Below are 17,113 nucleotides of genomic sequence, written 5' to 3' on the forward strand. Positions count from 1 at the left end.
ACCCGATCCAGCCTGACCTGCCCTGACCGACCCGCCGGGCGGGGTCGCGCCCCGCAGGGGGACGACCCCGCCCGCGCCTGCCTGCAGCGGGCCGTCCCCACCGGCGGGTGGCCGGGTCGCGACGGCGGGTGGCCGGGTCGCGACGGCGGGTGGCCGCGTCCCCGCCGTGCGATGGATCGCGCGCGGATGTCCCCCTAGAGTGAGCGCTGCTGTTTCCGGCAGACGTGAGGGGCGAGGACGTGCACGCAGGATCGCGCCGGGCCACCGGGGCTCTGGGAGTCGTGCTCCTCCTGACCGCCTGCGGCGGGGCGGAGGAGGGCGGGTCCGGTCTGTCCGGCCCGCTGCCGGGCGCAGGGGCGTCCTCGCAGGAGGTCGCCATGATCGGCTGGCTCGCGTGGATGAGCGAGAACCACCCCGACGTGCTCGTCTCCTACGACCCGGTCGGGTCCGGCAGCGGACGCGAAATGTTCATCAACGATGCGATCCAGTTCGCCGGGTCCGACGCCGCGATGGAGGCCGACGAGCTCGACGCAGCGAGCGAGCGGTGCCTCGGCGGTGAGGTCATCGAGCTTCCCCTGTACATCTCCCCGATCGCCGTCACCTACAACCTCCCGGACCTCGACGTCGAGCACCTCAACCTCTCGCCGGAGACGCTGGGCCGGATCTTCGACGGCGACATCAGCACCTGGGACGACCCGGCGATCGCGGAGACCAACCCCGGTGTCGACCTGCCGGACACCGCCGTGGTGCCGGTCAACCGCTCGGACGACTCGGGGACGACGGAGAACTTCACCGAGTACCTCGCCGAGGCCGCCGGCGACGCCTGGCCGCACGAGGCGAGCGAGACCTGGCCGATCTCGGGCTCCCAGTCCGGCACCGGGACCTCCGGCGTCATCACGACCGTCCAGGCGGCCGAGGGCACGATCGGGTACGTCGACGCCGCCCAGGTCACCGAGGACCTCGGTACCGTCGCCGTCCAGGTCGGCGACGAGTTCGTGCCCTTCTCGCCCGAGGCGGCCGCCGCGGTCGTGGACGTCTCGCCCCCGGGGGACGGGGCGAGCGACCTGCGTCTGACCATCGACCTCGCGCGCGACACGGAGGAGTCGGGGGCCTACCCGATCGTGCTCGTCTCCTACACGATCGTGTGCTCGAGGTACGCGGAGGAGCGGGACGTCGAGAACGTCAAGGCGCTCCTGACCTACATCGCCAGCGAGGAGGGCCAGGAACGCGCCGGGGACCCGAGCGTCGCCGGCTCCGCGCCGATCTCCGACCAGCTGCGCGAGCGGGTCATGGCGGCGATCGACCAGATCACGGTCGCACCCTGACCGACCTACCGCACCCGACCACGGGCCGGCCGGACGGTCGGACCGTCGTCGGCGTCGACCCGGGACCCTGCTGCCGTATTCTCCCAACGGGCCGCGCCGGGGGACACCGGTACGAGGATCCGGCGGCTCGTCGAGGGGAGGGGCTGTGAGGGACGGAACAGGCCGCGTTCACCGTCCGTTCACCGTGCACCCGCCGTCCGGACACCCGGGGTACCTAGGCTTGTGTTCGCCGTGTGCTGGCGAGTCCGTGCGCCCGCCGGTGGTCCTCCGACCGCTGCGTCGGGCCCTACCTACACCGGAGGAACAGTGGCCGCTGCCATGACCCCCACACCCGTGCGACCCTCACGGCTGAGCAGCGCCCCCGGCCGCGTCGGGAACAAGGTCTTCGCCGGCGTCAGCACCGGCTCGGGCCTGGTCATCCTCGTCATCCTCGCGGCAGTCGCCGGGTTCCTCCTCGTGAGGTCCTGGCCGGCCATCACCGCCGCGCAGGCCGACTACGACGCCATCGGCTTCATGCGGGGGGAGAGCCTCGCGAGCTACATCGCCCCGCTGATCTTCGGCACGCTGCTCTCGTCCGTCATCGCGCTGCTGTTCGCCGTGCCGCTGAGCATCGCGATCGGTCTGTTCATCTCGCACTACGCGCCGCGACGGATGGCGCAGGGGCTCGGCTACCTCGTCGACCTCCTCGCCGCGATCCCCTCGGTGGTCTACGGCATGTGGGGCATGACCTGGCTCGTGCCCCAGCTCAACCCGCTCTTCGCGTGGACCGGCTCGGCGCTCGGCTTCATCCCCCTCTTCCAGGGCTTCCAGGCCCCGGCGAAGAACATCATGTCCGCCGGGATCGTCCTTGCGGTGATGATCCTGCCCATCATCACGGCGACGATCCGGGAGGTCTTCCTGCAGACTCCCCGGCTGCACGAGGAGGCCTCCCTCGCCCTCGGGGCGACCCGGTGGGAGATGATCCGTCAGGCGGTCTTCCCGTTCGGCCGCTCCGGGATGATCAGCGCGTCCATGCTCGGGCTCGGTCGCGCGCTCGGCGAGACGATGGCCGTGCTGATGATTCTCTCGCCCGGCTTCCTCATCAACTTCTACCTCCTCCAGCCCGGCCAGCACCAGACGATCGCGGCCAACATCGCCAACCAGTTCCCGGAGGCCTCCGGGCTCGGGGCCGACGTCCTCATCGCGACCGGCCTCGCCCTGTTCACGATCACCTTCGCGGTGAACCTCCTCGCCCGATGGGTCATCGCCCGCCGCGCCGAGTTCTCGGGAGCCAACTGATGCCCACCACCACCTCCTCGATCGTGCGCAAGCAGGGCGCCCTCCCGGCGTGGACGCCGTGGGCCGTGCTGGCCGGTTCGCTCGCGCTGGCTCTCCTCCTCTTCGCCGTCGTGTCCTCACCCACCGTCGCGCCGGTCGTCCTCGTGGGCGGGATCGTCTTCCTCGTGGCGAACTGGGCGGTCTCCCGCGCCGTCGAGGGTGAGCGGGTGGCGAAGGACCGGCTGGCCACCTCGCTGGTGACAGCGGCCTTCGTCATCGCGATGATCCCGCTGGTCTCGCTCGTGTGGATCGTGCTCAGCAAGGGCCTGACCCTGTTCAGCTGGGACTTCCTCACGACCGACATGACCGGCATCTTCGGTGACATGACCGAGGGCGGTGCCCTCCACGCCATCATCGGGACGCTGTGGGTGACCGGCATCGCGTCGCTCATCTCGATCCCGCTGGGGATCTTCACGGCGATCTACCTCGTCGAGTACGGCCGCGGCCGCCTGGCCCGCGCCATCACCGTCCTCGTCGACGTCATGACGGGCATCCCGTCGATCGTCGCCGGCCTCTTCGCCTTCGCCCTGTTCACGATCGTCGTCGGCCCGCAGTACCGCTCGGCGTTCATGGGTGCCGTGTCGCTCGCCGTGCTCATGACCCCGGTGGTGGTCCGCTCGGTCGAGGAGATGCTGCGGCTCGTGCCGAACGAGCTGCGCGAGGCCTCGTACGCGCTCGGCGTGCCCAAGTGGCTGACCATCGTCAAGGTCGTGCTCCGTACCGCCGTCGCCGGCATCACCACCGGCGTGATGATCGCCATCGCCCGGGTGATCGGCGAGACGGCCCCCCTGCTCATGACGGTCGGCATCGTGGCGACGATCAACAACGACCCGCTCGAGGGCCGCATCGCCACCCTGCCGGTCTTCGCCTACCGCCAGTACGCCCAGGGCGGCGTGGGGGCTGACCGCGCCTGGGCGGCGGCCCTGACCCTCGTGGCGATCGTCATGCTCCTCAACCTCGTGGCCCGCCTGGTGAGCCGGTACTTCTCACCCCGAGGGCTCGCCCGATGACACCCGTCGTGACCACCACGTCTCGAGCCGGACAGCCGGCCGCCCGCTCTGCCAGCTCCGGAAGGACCGCCCATGTCTAAGCGAATCGACGTCAAGGACCTCAACGTCTACTACGGGGACTTCCTCGCGGTCGAAGGCGTGACCATGACCATCGAGCCCCGCTCGATCACCGCCCTCATCGGACCGTCCGGCTGCGGGAAGTCGACGTTCCTGCGCACCCTCAACCGCATGCACGAGGTCATCCCGGGCGCGCGCGTGGAGGGCGAGGCGATCATGGACGGGCAGAACCTCTACGCCGACGACGTCGACCCGGTGCAGGTCCGGCGCCAGGTGGGCATGGTCTTCCAGCGCCCGAACCCGTTCCCCACGATGTCGATCGCGGAGAACGTGCTCGCCGGTGTACGGCTGAACAACCGCCGCATCAAGAAGTCCGAGGCCGAGGATCTCGTCGAGGACTCGCTGCGCGGCGCGAACCTCTGGAACGAGGTCAAGGACCGGCTCGCCCGGCCGGGCTCGTCGCTCTCCGGCGGCCAGCAGCAGCGCCTGTGCATCGCCCGGGCGATCGCCGTTCGCCCGGAGGTCCTGCTCATGGACGAGCCCGCGTCGGCGCTCGACCCGATCTCCACCCTCGCCATCGAGGACCTCATGGCGGAGCTGAAGGACGACTACACGATCGTCATCGTCACCCACAACATGCAGCAGGCGGCGCGGGTGTCGGACAAGACCGGCTTCTTCAACATCGCCGGCACCGGCAAGCCCGGCCACCTCATCGAGTACGACGCCACGGACAAGATGTTCTCCTCGCCCACTATGAAGGAGACCGAGGACTACATCTCGGGCCGCTTCGGGTGATGCCCGTCCGGGCGGCGGCCCTCAGCGCGCGGCACCCTCGAGGGACTCGCTGACGCTCTCCTCGAGCAGGAGCACGCACAGCGACTCGCGGTCCCCGGCACGCTCCCACCCATCCTCGGTGGGGCTGAGCACCGAGAAGGACAGCTCGGACTCGGCGTACGGGACGCCGACGAAGCCTTCGAACTCGGCGGTGCACCGCTCCTCGGCCTCAACCCGGAGCTCCTCCGCCCCGGGGAAGTCGCCCTCGTGCGTGATCGCCGCGAACACCTCGGCGTCGTGCGGCTCCGAGCACTCCAGGGGCGTCACGGTGGTGACCTCGGGGCCGGCGAGCTCGGCCCGGTCCAGGCAGTCACCGACCTCCAGCGCGAGGACGCCGTCGTCGGTGCAGGCGGCCAGGGAGCCCAGGAGGGCCAGGCCCGCCGCCGTCGCGGCGACGCGATGGGCGGTGGCAGCCATGGGCACTCCTTCGGGACGTGCGGCCAGGCTAGCGCCGCCCCGGCGCCGCAGCACGGCGACGGCGCCCGGGCCGTGCCGGCACCGGTCGTGGGCGCTCAGGGTGTGAGCGCCGCCCCGAGCAGGTAGAACACCGCCGCGAAGAGGGCCGCGCCGGGCAGGGTGAGGACCCACGCCAGGAGGATGCGCGCCACGACGCCCCACCGGATCGCGGCGAGCCCGCGGGTCGCCCCGGCGCCGACGATGGCCGCGGTGATCGCGTGCGTCGTGGAGATCGGCGCCCGGAGGAGGACGGCGGTGGCGTAGGAGATGCCCGCCGCGACCGACTCGGCCACGAAGCCGCGGGGCGGGTCGAGGTCGATGACGCGCCGGCCCAGGGTGCGCACGATCCGCCACCCGCCGAAGGAGGTCCCGGCGGCGATCGCGACCGCCGAGGCGACCTTGACCCACACCGGGACCGCGGTGCCGTCCGCCAGCCCGCCGGCGACGAGCGCCAGGACGATGACGCCCATCGTCTTCTGCGCGTCCTGGAGGCCGTGGGCCAGGGCCATCGCCGACGCCGAGACGGTCTGTGCGGCGCGGAAGCCTCGGCTGGTCGAGCGGTACGGCCGGTCCCGGAAGACTGCGACCGTGAGCGCCATGAGGAGGTAGGCGAGGACGAAGCCCACGAGCGGGACGAGGAGCATCGGCAGCAGGACGGCGCCGACGACGACGTCACGGTGGACCTCGGTGGCCGAGGCCAGCCCGGCGCCGAGGAGCCCGCCGATGAGGGCGTGCGAGGAGGAGGACGGCAGGCCGAGCCACCAGGTGCTGAGGTTGAGGGCGATCGCCCCGGCGAGGGCGGCGAGCACGACCGTCAGTCCCGCCACGCCGGGCGGCGGGGTGACGATGCCCGAGCCGATCGTCAGGGCGACGCCGGTGCTGAGCAGCGCCCCGACGAGGTTCATGAACGCCGCCATCGACACCGCGAGGCGAGGGGTGAGCGCCCGTGTCGTCACCGAGGTGGCGATCGCGTTCGCGGCGTCGTGGAAACCGTTCGTGAACGCGAAGACCAGGGCCACCGCCACCACGACCCCGACGAGCAGCGGCTCCACCGCTAGGACTCCTTGAGCGTGAGCAGGGCGACCGCGCGGGCGAGCCGCTCGAAGGCGTCGGCCGCCGCCTCTAGGGCACCCGCGACCGCGGTGACCCGCTGCGCCCGCAGCGCGTCGCCGCCGTCGTCGCCGAGGACCTCGCGGAGGATGTCGTGGTAGACGTGCTGCGCCTGGTTCTCCAGGCGGTTGACCTCCACGCAGTACTCCTCCAGGCCGTCGCGCGAGCGCAGGTGCGGCACGGCGGCGGCGGTGAGCTCGGCGCAGCGCTGCAGCACCGCGACCTGCTGGCTCACGCCGTGGGGCAGCTCGCCCACCCGGGTGGCGACGACGACCCGGGCGGCCTCGTCCATGGCGTCGAGGCAGTCGTCCAGCGCCTCGACCAGACGGTGGACGTCCTCGCGCTCGTAGGGGGTGATGAAGACCCCGCCGAGGTGCGCCAGGACGGCGTGCGTCGCCTCGTCACCGGCGTGCTCGACGTCGTGGAGTCGCGCCGCGAGCTCGACCCGGCGCACCCGGTCCGATCCGAGGAGACGTGCGAGCAGCCCCGCCCCGGTGACGAGGTGCGCGGCGGAGGCGGTGAGCAGGGTGAAGAGCTCCGCGTCGCGAGGGAACGGCCTGAAGCGCAACTGATGTCTCCCCACGGGGCGTGTCCGGCAGTGTCTGCAGACAGGCTAGATGAGATCCGCGGGCGCACCGTTCCGCGTGCGACAGGCCACACCGAGGGCGGCGGCCGGGGGAGTGTGTGTGACGCCGGGCCGGAGAGCGCCAGTCGGCGCGAAGGCCGCTCTTGGCGGCTTTAGTTGGAGCCCGGGGCTTTCGCGACCCGGCGTCGCGACCACTGTACGACACCTCGTCCGCACGTGCCCAGGGAGCCGGGTCCGCGCTGGTCGGGCGGCGTGGCGGCGCTGCTCGGAGCGTGCCGGGCGGCGTTTCGGGGTGGCGGGCTACCACGAGGGCGACCGGCGGTCCGGTGCGTGCCGGGCGGCGGCTCTCAGGCGGTCGCGGGCGACGTCACCGGTGCGTCGGTGGCGTCGAGGCCGCGCGGGTCGAACCGGTAGCCGACGTTGCGGACCGTGCCGATCATCTGGTCGTGCTCGGAGCCGAGCTTCGCGCGCAGGCGCCGGATGTGCACGTCCACCGTGCGGGTGCCGCCGTAGTAGTCGTAGCCCCAGACCTCCTGGAGGAGCTGGGCGCGGGTGAGCACCCGGCCCGGGTGCTGCACGAGATGCTTGAGGAGCTCGAACTCCTTGTACGTCAGGTCCAGCGTCCGGCCCCGCACCCGGGCGGTGTAGGCGGAGGCGTCGATGACGAGCTCGCCGGCCTCGAGCTGCTCGGGCGCGACCTCCGCGGCCTCGTCCTTGGTGCGCTCGGCGACCATCCGCAGCCGGGCCTCGACCTCGGCCGGTCCTGCGCTCTCCAGGACGACGTCAGCGGCCCCCCACGTCGTCGACACCGCGGTGAAGCCGCCCTCGGCGAGGACGAGGATGACCGGCGGGGCCTCCATCGGCCCGGCGAGGAGGCGGCACAGGGTGCGGGCGGCCACGAGGTCGCGCCGGGCGTCCAGCAGCACCGCCGCGACCTCGAGGTTGTCCACCACGGACGACGGCGACGGTGGTGCGACGAGCACCTGGTGCCCCAGCAGGGTCAGGGCCGGCAGCGCGCGCGCCGCCCCTCCCGGCTCCGGGGTCAGCAACAGCAGCTGCGCCACAGGACTCCCCCTTCTGTACGAGGGGTCACTGTAGTGCCCGCCCGGGACGCCCCTCCGCGCGGGTGCAGCAGGCGGACACGGCAGGGTCTGCGACAATCGCCGCGTGCCTGCCTCATCGCCGACCCGTGCCGCCCAGCCGGGGTGGCGGCTGTGATGGGCGCCTCGACCAGGGCGGCCGTCACCTCGGTGGGGGCCGCCGCGGTCGCGCTCGCCGGCTTCGCCGCGGACGGGCTGCTCGCCGGGGTCGTGCTGGGACTGTCCCTGGTCTTCGCCGCCGGGTGGTCCCGGCTGGTCGACCTCCCCACGCACCGGGGCGCCGTCGTCGTCGTCGCGGGGGTGGCCGTGGCGGCCCTCGCCGTGACCCTGACGAGCACCGTGGCGGTGCTCGGGATCGTCATGGGTCTGGCGGTCGTCGCCGCCTTCGTCCACCAGATGCTGCGCCGCGACGGCCGCCCCCGCCTCACCGAGTCGGTCTCGGGCGTTGTCAGCGGCGCCGTCGTCGTCGTCTCCGCGGCCGGCTGGGTCGCCGTCGGGACCTCGGGGTCCTCCCCGGCCCTGGTCGTCACCGGCGCGGCCACCATCGCCGCCGCGGCCGCGGTGACGACGGTCCCGGTCACCGCCCGCACGGTCGTCCTGCTCGCCCCGGCCGCCGGCGGGCTCGCCGGGCTGCTGGCGGGCGTGCTCCTGCTCGACGACGTCGGACCCGTGCCCGGGCTGCTCGTCGGCCTGGCGGCGGGGATCCTCACCTCCGCCCTGCACGTCCTCTTCGGCCGGTTCCCCGCCTCGCGGCGGCTGCGCCCCGCCCTGGCGGCAGCCCTCCTCCCGGTCCTCGTCGTCGGTGTGCCGGTCTACCTCGTCAGCCGGCTCCTCGCCGCCTGAGGTACGCGGGTTAGCCTTGGGAGCATGGCCTTCACCATCCCCGACGACCTCGCCCCCGAGTGCCTCCCGCTTGCCTGGCTGCTGGGCAGCTGGCGCGGCTTCGGCATGCTCGGCTACCCCGGCGTGCCCGAGCAGGCCTTCGTGCAGGAGGTCCGGTTCGACCACGACGGCGGCCCGTACCTGCGCTCGCGCAGCACGATCTGGCTCGCCGACCGGTCCCGCTCGGGGGAGATCGCCCAGGAGATGACCGGGTCCGAGGGGGCGAGCGCCCTCGTGCCCGGGCAGCAGTGGTCCACCGAGACGTCCTACTGGCGCCCGGTCCCCACCGCGGCGGGCGACGACGGTCCCGACGGGCAGGCCCGCAGCGCCACCGAGCTCGAGGTGCTCGTGGCCGACCCGGCGGGGCAGCTCAGCGTCTACCTCGGCGCCGTGCGCGGTGCCCGCGTGGACCTCGCCACGGACGCGGTGGTGCGCACCGCCACCGCGGCGGAGGTGGCCGGCGCCCGGCGCACCTACGGCCTGGTCCAGCACGACCTCATGTGGGCGATGGACCTGGCGGCCTTCGGCAACGAGCTGCAGTCCTACGCCTCCGGGCGCCTCTCCCGGCAGGACGGCTGAGGACCGTGGACGCCACCGACGCACCGGCCCACCGCAGCCCGCTGCTGTCACGGCCGGGCGCCGTGGCGGCGTCGGGGCCGGACGGCGGCGTGGCGCTGCACCACGGCGACCCCGTGCACGAGCAGCGCGCCCTCGCGCGCGGCCGCGGGGTGGTGGACCTGTCCCACCTCGGCGTCGTCACCGTCTCGGGCCCGGACCGCATCACGTGGCTCAACACCCTCAGCTCCCAGCTGCTGCTCGGCCTCGAGGCCGGGGCCGCGACGGAGATGCTGCTCCTGGACGTCCACGGGCACGTCGAGCACGCCCCGGCGGTCCAGGACGACGGCGAGCGGACCTGGCTCGTCACCGAGGCCGCCGACGCGCAGGCCCTCGCCGCGTTCCTGGACAAGATGCGCTTCATGCTGCGGGTCGAGGTGGAGGTACGCACCGACGTCGCCGTCCTGGGCACCGCCGCCGGCGGCTGGGCGCGACTGACCCCGCAGATCCTCACGTGGCGCGACCCGTGGCCGCGCACCGCACCGGGCTCGACGCACTACGGCCCGCCCGACGCCGAGCACCCCGGCACCGAGATCCACCGCGGCCTGACCCTCGTGCCGCGGTCCGACCTCGCCGCCGTCGTCGACGCCTTCTGCGCGCCGCCGGCGGACGGTGGCACCGCCGGCCGGCTCGCCGGCACCTGGGCGTGGGAGGCGCTGCGCGTCGAGGCGTGGCGACCGCGGCTGGCCACCGAGGTCGACGAGCGGACCATCCCGCACGAGCTCGACTGGCTGCGCACCGGCGTGCACCTGAGCAAGGGCTGCTACCGCGGCCAGGAGACCGTGGCCCGGGTGGTGAACCTCGGCCGGCCGCCGCGCCGCCTGGTGATGCTCCACCTCGACGGCTCCGACCACCTCCTGCCCGACCCGGGCGCGGACGTGAGACTGGGGGAGCGCAGCGTCGGCCGGCTCACCACGGTGGTGCGCCACGAGGAGCTCGGCCCGGTAGCCCTCGCGGTGGTCAAGCGCTCCGTCCCGGCCGACGCCGTGCTCGACGCCGGCGGGGTGGCCGCCGCGCAGGAGATCGTCGTCGACCCCGCGGGGACGACCGACGTGCGTCCCGCCGAGCGCCCCGGCGCCGGCCTGCTCCGCCGCGACCTGCGGCCGTGAGCCGGGGCCGGCGACCGTGAGCGGCGGCCGGGAGCCACACCGCGCCACCGTGAGCGGCGGCCCGCGGCGGTGACCCGGCCCGAGGGCTCTGACGGCTCGGGCCGGCCCCAGCAGGCGGCCCGGCTGGTCGCCGCGGGCCTCGGGCAGTCGATGGACCTGCGCCGGTGGAAGGTCTTCCTCGGGGTGCGTTCGCGCCTGGGGACCCGGCGGGTCCGGGAGGGGTTCGTGCCCGTCCTCACCGCGGCCGTCACCGCGGGCGTGGCCTACTTCGTCTCGCACGAGCTCCTCGGGCACGAGCTGCCGATGTTCGCCCCCATCGCGGCGTGGATCGTGCTGGGCCACAGCCAGGACCGGCAGCTGCGCCGCACCGCCGAGCTGGGGGCCGGGGTGACGATCGGCGTGTGGCTGGGGGAGGTCTTCGTCCAGGTCTTCGGCACCGGGGCGGTCCAGATCGCCGTCGTCCTGCTGCTCGCCGCGCTCGCGGCGCGGTTCATCGACCGCGGTCCCCTGCTCACCACGCAGGCGGGCGTCCAGAGCGTCGTCATCGTCGCCATGCCGACGACGATGGTCACCGACGGTGCCCTGGGCCGCTGGTCCGACGCGCTCGTCGGCGCCGCGCTCGGGCTGCTCGTCACCGCGCTGGTGCCCGCCGACGTCGTCGGCCGATCACGGGCCCTGGCCCGTACCGCGCTGGACCAGCTCGCCACGATGCTCGCCACCCTCGCCCGGGGCCTGCGCGCCGGCGACCCGCAGGTCGCCGCGGACGCCCTCACCATGGGCCGGGCGTCGCAGCCGAGCCTGGACGCCTGGTCCTCGGCGATGCGCAGCGCCCGTGAGATGGTCCGGGTCAACCCGGTCGTGCGGGGCGAGCGGACGACCGTCGCGGAGCTCAGCCGGGCGGCCGTCCTGGCCGACCGCGCCATGCGCAACGCCCGGGTGGTGGCCCGGCGCGCCGTCGTCGCCGTCGAGGAGGAGGGACCCGCGCCCGACGTCGCCGGGCACGTGGAGACGCTCGCCGTCGCCATGGGCTCCCTCGCGGCCGCCGTGGGGCGCGGTGACCCGCCCGACCACGCCCGGGCGCTGCTGCAGGAGGTCGCCGCGGCGCTGGCGCCGGAGGCCTACGCCGAGGGCTGGCGCCGCCAGACCCTCGTCTCCCTGCTGAGGTCCCTGGCCGTGGACGCGCTGGAGATCACCGGCATGTCGCACGGCGAGGCGACCGGCGAGCTCGCCGAGGACTCCTAGCCCAGGAGCACGTCGTCGCCCTCGACGCGCAGCTCCACCGGCGGCAGCGGCTGGGTGGCCGGTCCGGCGAGCACCGCGCCGTCGGTGGTGGAGAACGTCGATCCGTGGCACGGGCACACCAGCTCGGTGCCCCGGGCGGCGACGAGGCACGCCCGGTGGGTGCAGACCGCCGAGAGGCCGTGGACGTCGCCGGCCTCGTCGCGCACGACCGCCACGCCCTCGCCGGGGGCGGGCTCGACGACGACGGCGGTGCCCGGAGCGAGGTCGGTCAGGGAGGCCAGCGGGGTCGGCGCGGCGGCGGTGCCCGTGGCGGGGCCGGTGGTGGGTGTCCCGGCGGGCTCGGCGGCGCCGCACGCGGCGAGCACCGGGACGGCCAGCGCGCCCGCGCCGGCGACGAGGAACGTGCGGCGGGTGGGGGCGTCTGCGGCAGTCATGAGGACATCGTGCCGCGCCGCTAGGCTCTGTGGGTGCTCGGAAACGTCCAGCTCCTCATCTTCCTGCTGCTCGCGGTGATCATGTTCGCCCTCGAGGTGTGGGCGCTCGTCGACGCCGCGACCCGGCCGGCGCCCGCGTTCCTCGCCGCGGACAAGCGCACCAAGAACTTCTGGCTGGCCCTGACGGGTGTCGCCGCCGCCATCGGCTTCATCGCCATCCCGCCCCCGCTGGGGCTGGGCCTCATGGGCGGCTTCCTGCAGTTCGTCGCCGTCGTGCCCGCCGCGGTCTACCTCGCCGACGTGCGGCCCGCCGTGCGCGGCTACCGGCCGCCGCGCCAGGGCCAGGGCCGGGGCTGGTAGCCCGGTGCGGGCCGTCCTGCAGCGGGTGACCCGCGCGGCGGTGCGGGTCGGCGGTCAGGTGGTCGGGGAGGTCACCCGGCCCGGGCTGGTCGCGCTCGTCGGCGTCACGCACGACGACGGCGCCGAGCAGGCGGAGCGGCTGGCCCGCAAGATCGCCGAGCTGCGGATCCTGCGGGGGGAGGCCTCCGTGGCCGATGCGGCCGCCCCGGTGCTCGTCGTCTCCCAGTTCACCCTGTACGCCGACGTCCGGAAGGGCCGCCGGCCCACCTGGAACGCTGCCGCCCCCGGGCCGGTGGCCGAGCCCCTCGTCGACGCGGTCGTCTCGGCGCTGCGCGAGCGCGGCGTCGAGGTCGCGACCGGCCGGTTCGGCGCGGACATGGCCCTCGAGCTCGTCAACGACGGGCCGGTCACCGTCCTCGTCGACGTCTGATCCACAGCCGTTCGCACCGGACCGGCCCGTCACGGCAGGATCGGGGCATGAGGATCGACGCCGTGCTCGGCGACATCACCCGTCAGGACGTCGACGCCGTCGTCAACGCCGCGAACTCCTCGCTCATGGGCGGCGGCGGGGTCGACGGCGCCATCCACCGGGCGGCCGGTCCCGGGCTGCTCGAGGAGTGCATGGAGCTGCGCCGCACCGAGCTGCCGGACGGCCTGCCCGTCGGCAGCGCCGTGCCGACGGCCGGCCACCGCCTCCCGGCACGCTGGGTCATCCACACCGTCGGGCCCAACCGGCACCGCGGCCAGGACGACCCCGCGCTGCTCGCCTCGTGCTTCACCTCCGCGCTCGTCGTCGCCGCCGAGGTCGGCGCCCGCGAGGTCGCCGTCCCGGCCGTGGGAGCAGGCGCGTACGGCTGGGACCCCGCCGAGGTGGCCCGGGTCGCGGTCGGCGCCGTGCGCTCCTTCGCCGCCGCGCAGGACAACCGCGACGGCGCCGACGTGTGCGGCCTGGAGGAGCGCGCCGTCGGCCTCACGCCCGTGGAGCTGGTCCGGTTCGTCCTGCACGACGAGGAGGTCCTGCGGGTCTTCAGCCGCGAGCTGGGCTGAGGCGGCGGTCACCCCTCGGGCGGGTCGAACAGGTCCTCGATCCGGCACCCGAACGCGGCGGCCAGCCGGAACGCGAGCGGCAGGCTGGGGTCGAACCGGCCGCGCTCGATGGAGATGACCGTCTGGCGCGAGACGCCGAGCAGCTCGGCCAGGTGGGCCTGCGACCAGCCGCGCTCCCCGCGCCGCGCCGCGATGTCGTTGTCCATCAGGACTGCCGGCGGGAGATGGTCAGGTAGCGGACCGTCAGGTCGGCGAGGCCGAGCACGACGACGGCCACGAGAACCGTGGACCCCGAGGTCTCCAGGCCGGTGACCGACAGGGCGACCAGGGCCACGCCCGCGGCGACGACCAGGTCCATCAGCGCGCTGCTCGCGGCGCGGTCCAGCCACTGCCGCTCGACGTTCTCCTCCGGGTGGGCGTCCTCGACGACGACGTGGCGCGCGACCAGCAGGAACCACGACAGTGCGGCGGACGGCCCCAGCGTCGAGGCGGCGAAGACTCCCGCCACCAGCCAGAAGTCGTCACCCCGGAACAGGCCGGCCAGGGCGCCGAGCGCGGCGGCCAGGACGAGGGCGAGGAGGGCGGCGAGGGCGTAGGCGCGGGTCGGGGCCCGACGGTCCGTGCGGGATGCGGTGCTCATGAGCCTCTCCAGGGTGAGGTCGGTGCGGGACGGCGGGCTGTGTGAAGCACGCTTGACGTCATCACAGTCAAGCTCGCTTGGCACCTCATGTCAAGCGCCCTTCACAGTGCGTCGGTGGCGGAGGTGCCCGCCACCCACCCGGGTGCCGGGCGGAGCGGCCGCCTCGTCGCGTTCCGGAGTCACCGCGACCCGGAGCGGGGTCGTCACGCCGGTGGCGAACACGGGCAGTGGTGCCGCCCCCTCGCCGTTAGCCTTGACGAACGCTGCCCAGACCGGTCGCTGCCGGGCCCCGGCCGAGGTAGCCGCCCGTGAGGAGTGCACATGTTTGAGAGATTCACCGACCGTGCCCGTCGGGTGGTCGTCCTCGCCCAGGAAGAGGCGCGGATGCTCAACCACAACTACATCGGCACCGAGCACATCCTCCTCGGCCTCATCCACGAGGGTGAGGGCGTCGCCGCGAAGGCGCTCGAGGCCCTGGACATCTCGCTCGAGGCCGTGCGTGCGCAGGTCACCGAGATCATCGGCGAGGGACAGCAGTCCCCGTCGGGCCACATCCCGTTCACCCCGCGCGCCAAGAAGGTCCTCGAGCTGTCCCTGCGCGAGGCGCTCCAGCTGGGCCACAACTACATCGGGACCGAGCACATCCTGCTCGGCCTCATCCGCGAGGGCGAGGGCGTCGCCGCCCAGGTCCTCACCAAGCTCGGCGCGGACCTCAACCGGGTGCGCCAGCAGGTCATCCAGCTGCTCTCCGGCTACCAGGGCAAGGAGCCCGTGGCCGCCGGGGGACCCACCGAGGGGCAGCCGGCCGGGTCGGCCGTGCTCGACCAGTTCGGCCGCAACCTCACCCAGGCCGCCCGCGAGGGCAAGCTCGACCCGGTGATCGGCCGCATCCTGGAGATCGAGCGGGTCATGCAGGTGCTCTCGCGCCGCACGAAGAACAACCCCGTCCTCATCGGCGAGCCCGGCGTCGGCAAGACCGCCGTCGTCGAGGGCCTGGCCCAGGACATCGTGCGCGGCGACGTGCCCGAGACCCTCAAGGACAAGCAGCTCTACACCCTCGACCTCGGCTCGCTCGTGGCCGGCTCCCGCTACCGCGGCGACTTCGAGGAGCGGCTGAAGAAGGTCCTCAAGGAGATCCGCACCCGCGGCGACATCATCCTGTTCATCGACGAGATCCACACCCTCGTCGGGGCCGGGGCCGCCGAGGGCGCCATCGACGCCGCCTCGATCCTCAAGCCGATGCTCGCGCGCGGCGAGCTGCAGACCATCGGGGCGACCACCCTCGAGGAGTACCGCAAGCACATCGAGAAGGACGCCGCCCTGGAGCGGCGCTTCCAGCCGATCCAGGTGGCCGAGCCGACCCTCGCGCACACCATCGAGATCCTCAAGGGCCTGCGCGACCGCTACGAGGCGCACCACCGCGTCTCCATCACCGACGAGGCGCTCGTGGCGGCCGCCACCCTGGCCGACCGCTACGTCTCGGACCGGTTCCTCCCGGACAAGGCCATCGACCTCATCGACGAGGCGGGCGCGCGCCTGCGCATCCGCCGCATGACGGCCCCGCCGGAGCTGCGCGAGCTCGACGAGCAGATCTCCGAGGTCCGCCGCGAGAAGGAGTCCGCGATCGACGACCAGGACTTCGAGCGCGCCGCGCGTCTGCGCGACGACGAGAAGCGCCTGGGCGAGCGGCGGGTCGAGCGGGAGAAGGCCTGGAAGAACGGCGACCTCGACGCCGTCGCGGAGGTGGACGAGGACCTGATCGCCGAGGTGCTGGCGATGTCCACGGGCATCCCCGTGTTCAAGCTCACCGAGGCCGAGTCGTCCAAGCTCCTGCACATGGAGGACGAGCTCCACAAGCGCATCGTCGGCCAGGACACCGCCATCAAGGCGCTGTCCCAGGCGATCCGGCGCACCCGCGCGGGCCTGAAGGACCCCAAGCGCCCCGGCGGGTCGTTCATCTTCGCGGGGCCCACGGGCGTGGGCAAGACCGAGCTGGCCAAGGCGCTCGCCGAGTTCCTCTTCGGGGACGAGGACGCCCTCATCCAGCTCGACATGTCCGAGTTCTCCGAGAAGCACACCGTCTCGCGGCTCTTCGGCTCGCCCCCCGGCTACGTCGGGTACGAGGAGGGTGGCCAGCTCACGGAGAAGGTGCGCCGCCGCCCGTTCTCGGTGGTCCTGTTCGACGAGGTGGAGAAGGCGCACGCCGACATCTTCAACTCGCTCCTGCAGATCCTCGAGGACGGCCGCCTCACCGACTCCCAGGGCCGGGTCGTGGACTTCAAGAACACGGTCATCATCATGACCACGAACCTCGGGACCCGGGACATCGCCAAGGGCCTGCTCACCGGCTTCCAGGCCGGCGGGGAGCTGTCCAACAGCTACGAGCGGATGAAGACGAAGGTCAACGAGGAGCTCAAGCAGCACTTCCGGCCCGAGTTCCTCAACCGCGTGGACGACGTCATCGTCTTCCCGCAGCTCTCCGAGGCCGAGATCATCCAGATCGTCGACCTCATGATCGCCCGTCTCGACGGCCGCCTGCGCGACCAGGACATGACCATCGAGCTGACCTCGGCGGCGAAGGAGCTGCTCGCCGAGCGTGGCTACGACCCGGTCCTCGGCGCCCGGCCGCTGCGGCGCGCGATCCAGCGTGAGATCGAGGACGTCCTGTCGGAGAAGATCCTGTTCGGCGAGATCAAGGCCGGGCAGAAGATCATCGTCGACGCCGAGGGTGAGGGCCTGCTGGGCCAGTTCACCTTCGAGGGCGTCAAGGTGGGCGAGATCCGCAAGCCCGAGCCCGTCGCGGTCGGTCACGGCTCGACGATCGAGCAGCGCGACATGCCGACGGCGCCCGACGGCGGCGGCGCGGGCGGGGGCGGGCAGCTCCAGCCCGAGCACTGAGCACGGTCCGGCAGGGCCCGGCAGCCACGGCTGCCGGGCCCTTTCGGCGTCCTGGCCCTCGGGCGTTGCTGGCCCTCGGGCGTTGCTGGCC

At 73.5% G+C, this 17,113-nt stretch carries 19 protein-coding genes; 12 read left to right on the forward strand and 7 right to left on the reverse strand.

Going from position 1 to position 17,113, the window contains the following annotated elements:
* Window positions 1-281: 281 nt before the first annotated feature.
* From pstS to pstB, 4 genes are all read left to right on the forward strand, one after another.
* Window positions 282-1,325, forward strand: a complete 1,044-nt coding sequence (gene pstS, locus EDD32_RS09040) for a phosphate ABC transporter substrate-binding protein PstS (RefSeq protein ID WP_246006056.1) — start codon at window positions 282-284, stop codon at window positions 1,323-1,325.
* Window positions 1,326-1,643: 318 nt separating this feature from the next.
* Entirely contained in the window at window positions 1,644-2,603 is a 960-nt protein-coding gene (gene pstC, locus EDD32_RS09045; protein ID WP_123916807.1) for a phosphate ABC transporter permease subunit PstC, read from the forward strand.
* Window positions 2,603-3,652 carry a phosphate ABC transporter permease PstA gene (gene pstA / locus EDD32_RS09050; RefSeq protein ID WP_211338782.1) on the forward strand — a complete coding sequence of 350 codons (1,050 nt, stop codon included), beginning with the start codon at window positions 2,603-2,605 and terminating at the stop codon, window positions 3,650-3,652. The genes pstC and pstA overlap by 1 nt, the downstream gene beginning before the upstream one ends.
* 72 nt (window positions 3,653-3,724) lie before the next feature.
* Entirely contained in the window at window positions 3,725-4,504 is a 780-nt protein-coding gene (pstB, locus tag EDD32_RS09055; RefSeq protein ID WP_123916811.1) for a phosphate ABC transporter ATP-binding protein PstB, read from the forward strand.
* 21 nt (window positions 4,505-4,525) lie between these two features.
* Here pstB and EDD32_RS09060 read toward each other — a convergent pair whose 3' ends face one another.
* The 4 genes from EDD32_RS09060 to EDD32_RS09075 form a co-directional block, all read right to left on the reverse strand.
* A complete protein-coding gene (locus EDD32_RS09060) occupies window positions 4,526-4,960 on the reverse strand; it encodes a septum formation family protein (RefSeq protein ID WP_123916813.1) in 435 nt (144 codons plus the stop codon).
* A 95-nt stretch (window positions 4,961-5,055) separates the two neighbouring features.
* The gene (locus EDD32_RS09065; protein ID WP_123916815.1) at window positions 5,056-6,051 is read right to left on the reverse strand and encodes an inorganic phosphate transporter; all 996 of its coding nucleotides are present in this window, start codon (window positions 6,049-6,051) and stop codon (window positions 5,056-5,058) included.
* A gap of 2 nt (window positions 6,052-6,053) precedes the next feature.
* On the reverse strand, window positions 6,054-6,677 hold the full coding sequence (locus tag EDD32_RS09070) for a DUF47 domain-containing protein (protein ID WP_123916817.1): 624 nt from the start codon (window positions 6,675-6,677) through the stop codon (window positions 6,054-6,056).
* A 365-nt stretch (window positions 6,678-7,042) separates the two neighbouring features.
* Entirely contained in the window at window positions 7,043-7,759 is a 717-nt protein-coding gene (locus tag EDD32_RS09075) for a winged helix-turn-helix transcriptional regulator (RefSeq protein ID WP_123916819.1), read from the reverse strand.
* Window positions 7,760-7,912: 153 nt separating this feature from the next.
* On the opposite strand from EDD32_RS09075, the gene EDD32_RS09080 reads away from it, so the two are divergent.
* The 4 genes from EDD32_RS09080 (at window position 7,913) to EDD32_RS09095 (ending at window position 11,643) form a co-directional block, all read left to right on the forward strand.
* Window positions 7,913-8,638, forward strand: a complete 726-nt coding sequence (locus EDD32_RS09080) for a hypothetical protein (RefSeq protein ID WP_123916821.1) — start codon at window positions 7,913-7,915, stop codon at window positions 8,636-8,638.
* 24 nt (window positions 8,639-8,662) lie between these two features.
* The gene (locus EDD32_RS09085) at window positions 8,663-9,256 is read left to right on the forward strand and encodes a heme-binding beta-barrel domain-containing protein (RefSeq protein WP_123916823.1); all 594 of its coding nucleotides are present in this window, start codon (window positions 8,663-8,665) and stop codon (window positions 9,254-9,256) included.
* A 5-nt stretch (window positions 9,257-9,261) separates the two neighbouring features.
* Complete coding sequence (ygfZ, locus tag EDD32_RS09090) at window positions 9,262-10,401, forward strand: CAF17-like 4Fe-4S cluster assembly/insertion protein YgfZ (RefSeq protein WP_246006057.1); 1,140 nt, start codon at window positions 9,262-9,264, stop codon at window positions 10,399-10,401.
* A 69-nt stretch (window positions 10,402-10,470) separates the two neighbouring features.
* Window positions 10,471-11,643 carry an FUSC family protein gene (locus EDD32_RS09095; protein WP_123916825.1) on the forward strand — a complete coding sequence of 391 codons (1,173 nt, stop codon included), beginning with the start codon at window positions 10,471-10,473 and terminating at the stop codon, window positions 11,641-11,643.
* Here the strand turns inward: EDD32_RS09095 and EDD32_RS09100 are convergent.
* Window positions 11,640-12,077, reverse strand: a complete 438-nt coding sequence (locus EDD32_RS09100) for a QcrA and Rieske domain-containing protein (RefSeq protein WP_123916843.1) — start codon at window positions 12,075-12,077, stop codon at window positions 11,640-11,642. The two genes, EDD32_RS09095 and EDD32_RS09100, sit on opposite strands and share 4 nt — an antisense overlap.
* A 33-nt stretch (window positions 12,078-12,110) precedes the next feature.
* On the opposite strand from EDD32_RS09100, the gene EDD32_RS09105 reads away from it, so the two are divergent.
* The 3 genes from EDD32_RS09105 to EDD32_RS09115 are packed head-to-tail and all read left to right on the forward strand — an operon-like array spanning window position 12,111 to window position 13,484.
* Complete coding sequence (locus tag EDD32_RS09105; protein WP_123916845.1) at window positions 12,111-12,437, forward strand: DUF2516 family protein; 327 nt, start codon at window positions 12,111-12,113, stop codon at window positions 12,435-12,437.
* A 4-nt stretch (window positions 12,438-12,441) separates the two neighbouring features.
* A complete protein-coding gene (dtd, locus tag EDD32_RS09110; protein ID WP_123916847.1) occupies window positions 12,442-12,867 on the forward strand; it encodes a D-aminoacyl-tRNA deacylase in 426 nt (141 codons plus the stop codon).
* A 47-nt stretch (window positions 12,868-12,914) separates the two neighbouring features.
* Window positions 12,915-13,484, forward strand: a complete 570-nt coding sequence (locus EDD32_RS09115; protein WP_123916849.1) for an O-acetyl-ADP-ribose deacetylase — start codon at window positions 12,915-12,917, stop codon at window positions 13,482-13,484.
* 8 nt (window positions 13,485-13,492) lie between these two features.
* Here EDD32_RS09115 and EDD32_RS09120 read toward each other — a convergent pair whose 3' ends face one another.
* Window positions 13,493-13,690 carry a helix-turn-helix transcriptional regulator gene (locus EDD32_RS09120; protein ID WP_123916851.1) on the reverse strand — a complete coding sequence of 66 codons (198 nt, stop codon included), beginning with the start codon at window positions 13,688-13,690 and terminating at the stop codon, window positions 13,493-13,495.
* Window positions 13,690-14,124 (reverse strand): hypothetical protein, encoded by a 435-nt coding sequence (locus EDD32_RS09125; RefSeq protein ID WP_123916853.1) that lies wholly within the window; start codon window positions 14,122-14,124, stop codon window positions 13,690-13,692. Before EDD32_RS09125 ends, EDD32_RS09120 begins: the two co-directional genes overlap by 1 nt.
* 321 nt (window positions 14,125-14,445) lie before the next feature.
* Between EDD32_RS09125 and EDD32_RS09130 the strand changes: the two genes are divergently transcribed.
* Window positions 14,446-17,022, forward strand: coding sequence for an ATP-dependent Clp protease ATP-binding subunit (locus EDD32_RS09130; RefSeq protein ID WP_123916855.1), 2,577 nt, complete (start codon window positions 14,446-14,448; stop codon window positions 17,020-17,022).
* Window positions 17,023-17,113 lie beyond the last annotated feature (91 nt).

This window comes from Georgenia muralis, from assembly GCF_003814705.1.
GTDB classification, from domain to species: Bacteria; Actinomycetota; Actinomycetes; order Actinomycetales; family Actinomycetaceae; genus Georgenia; species Georgenia muralis.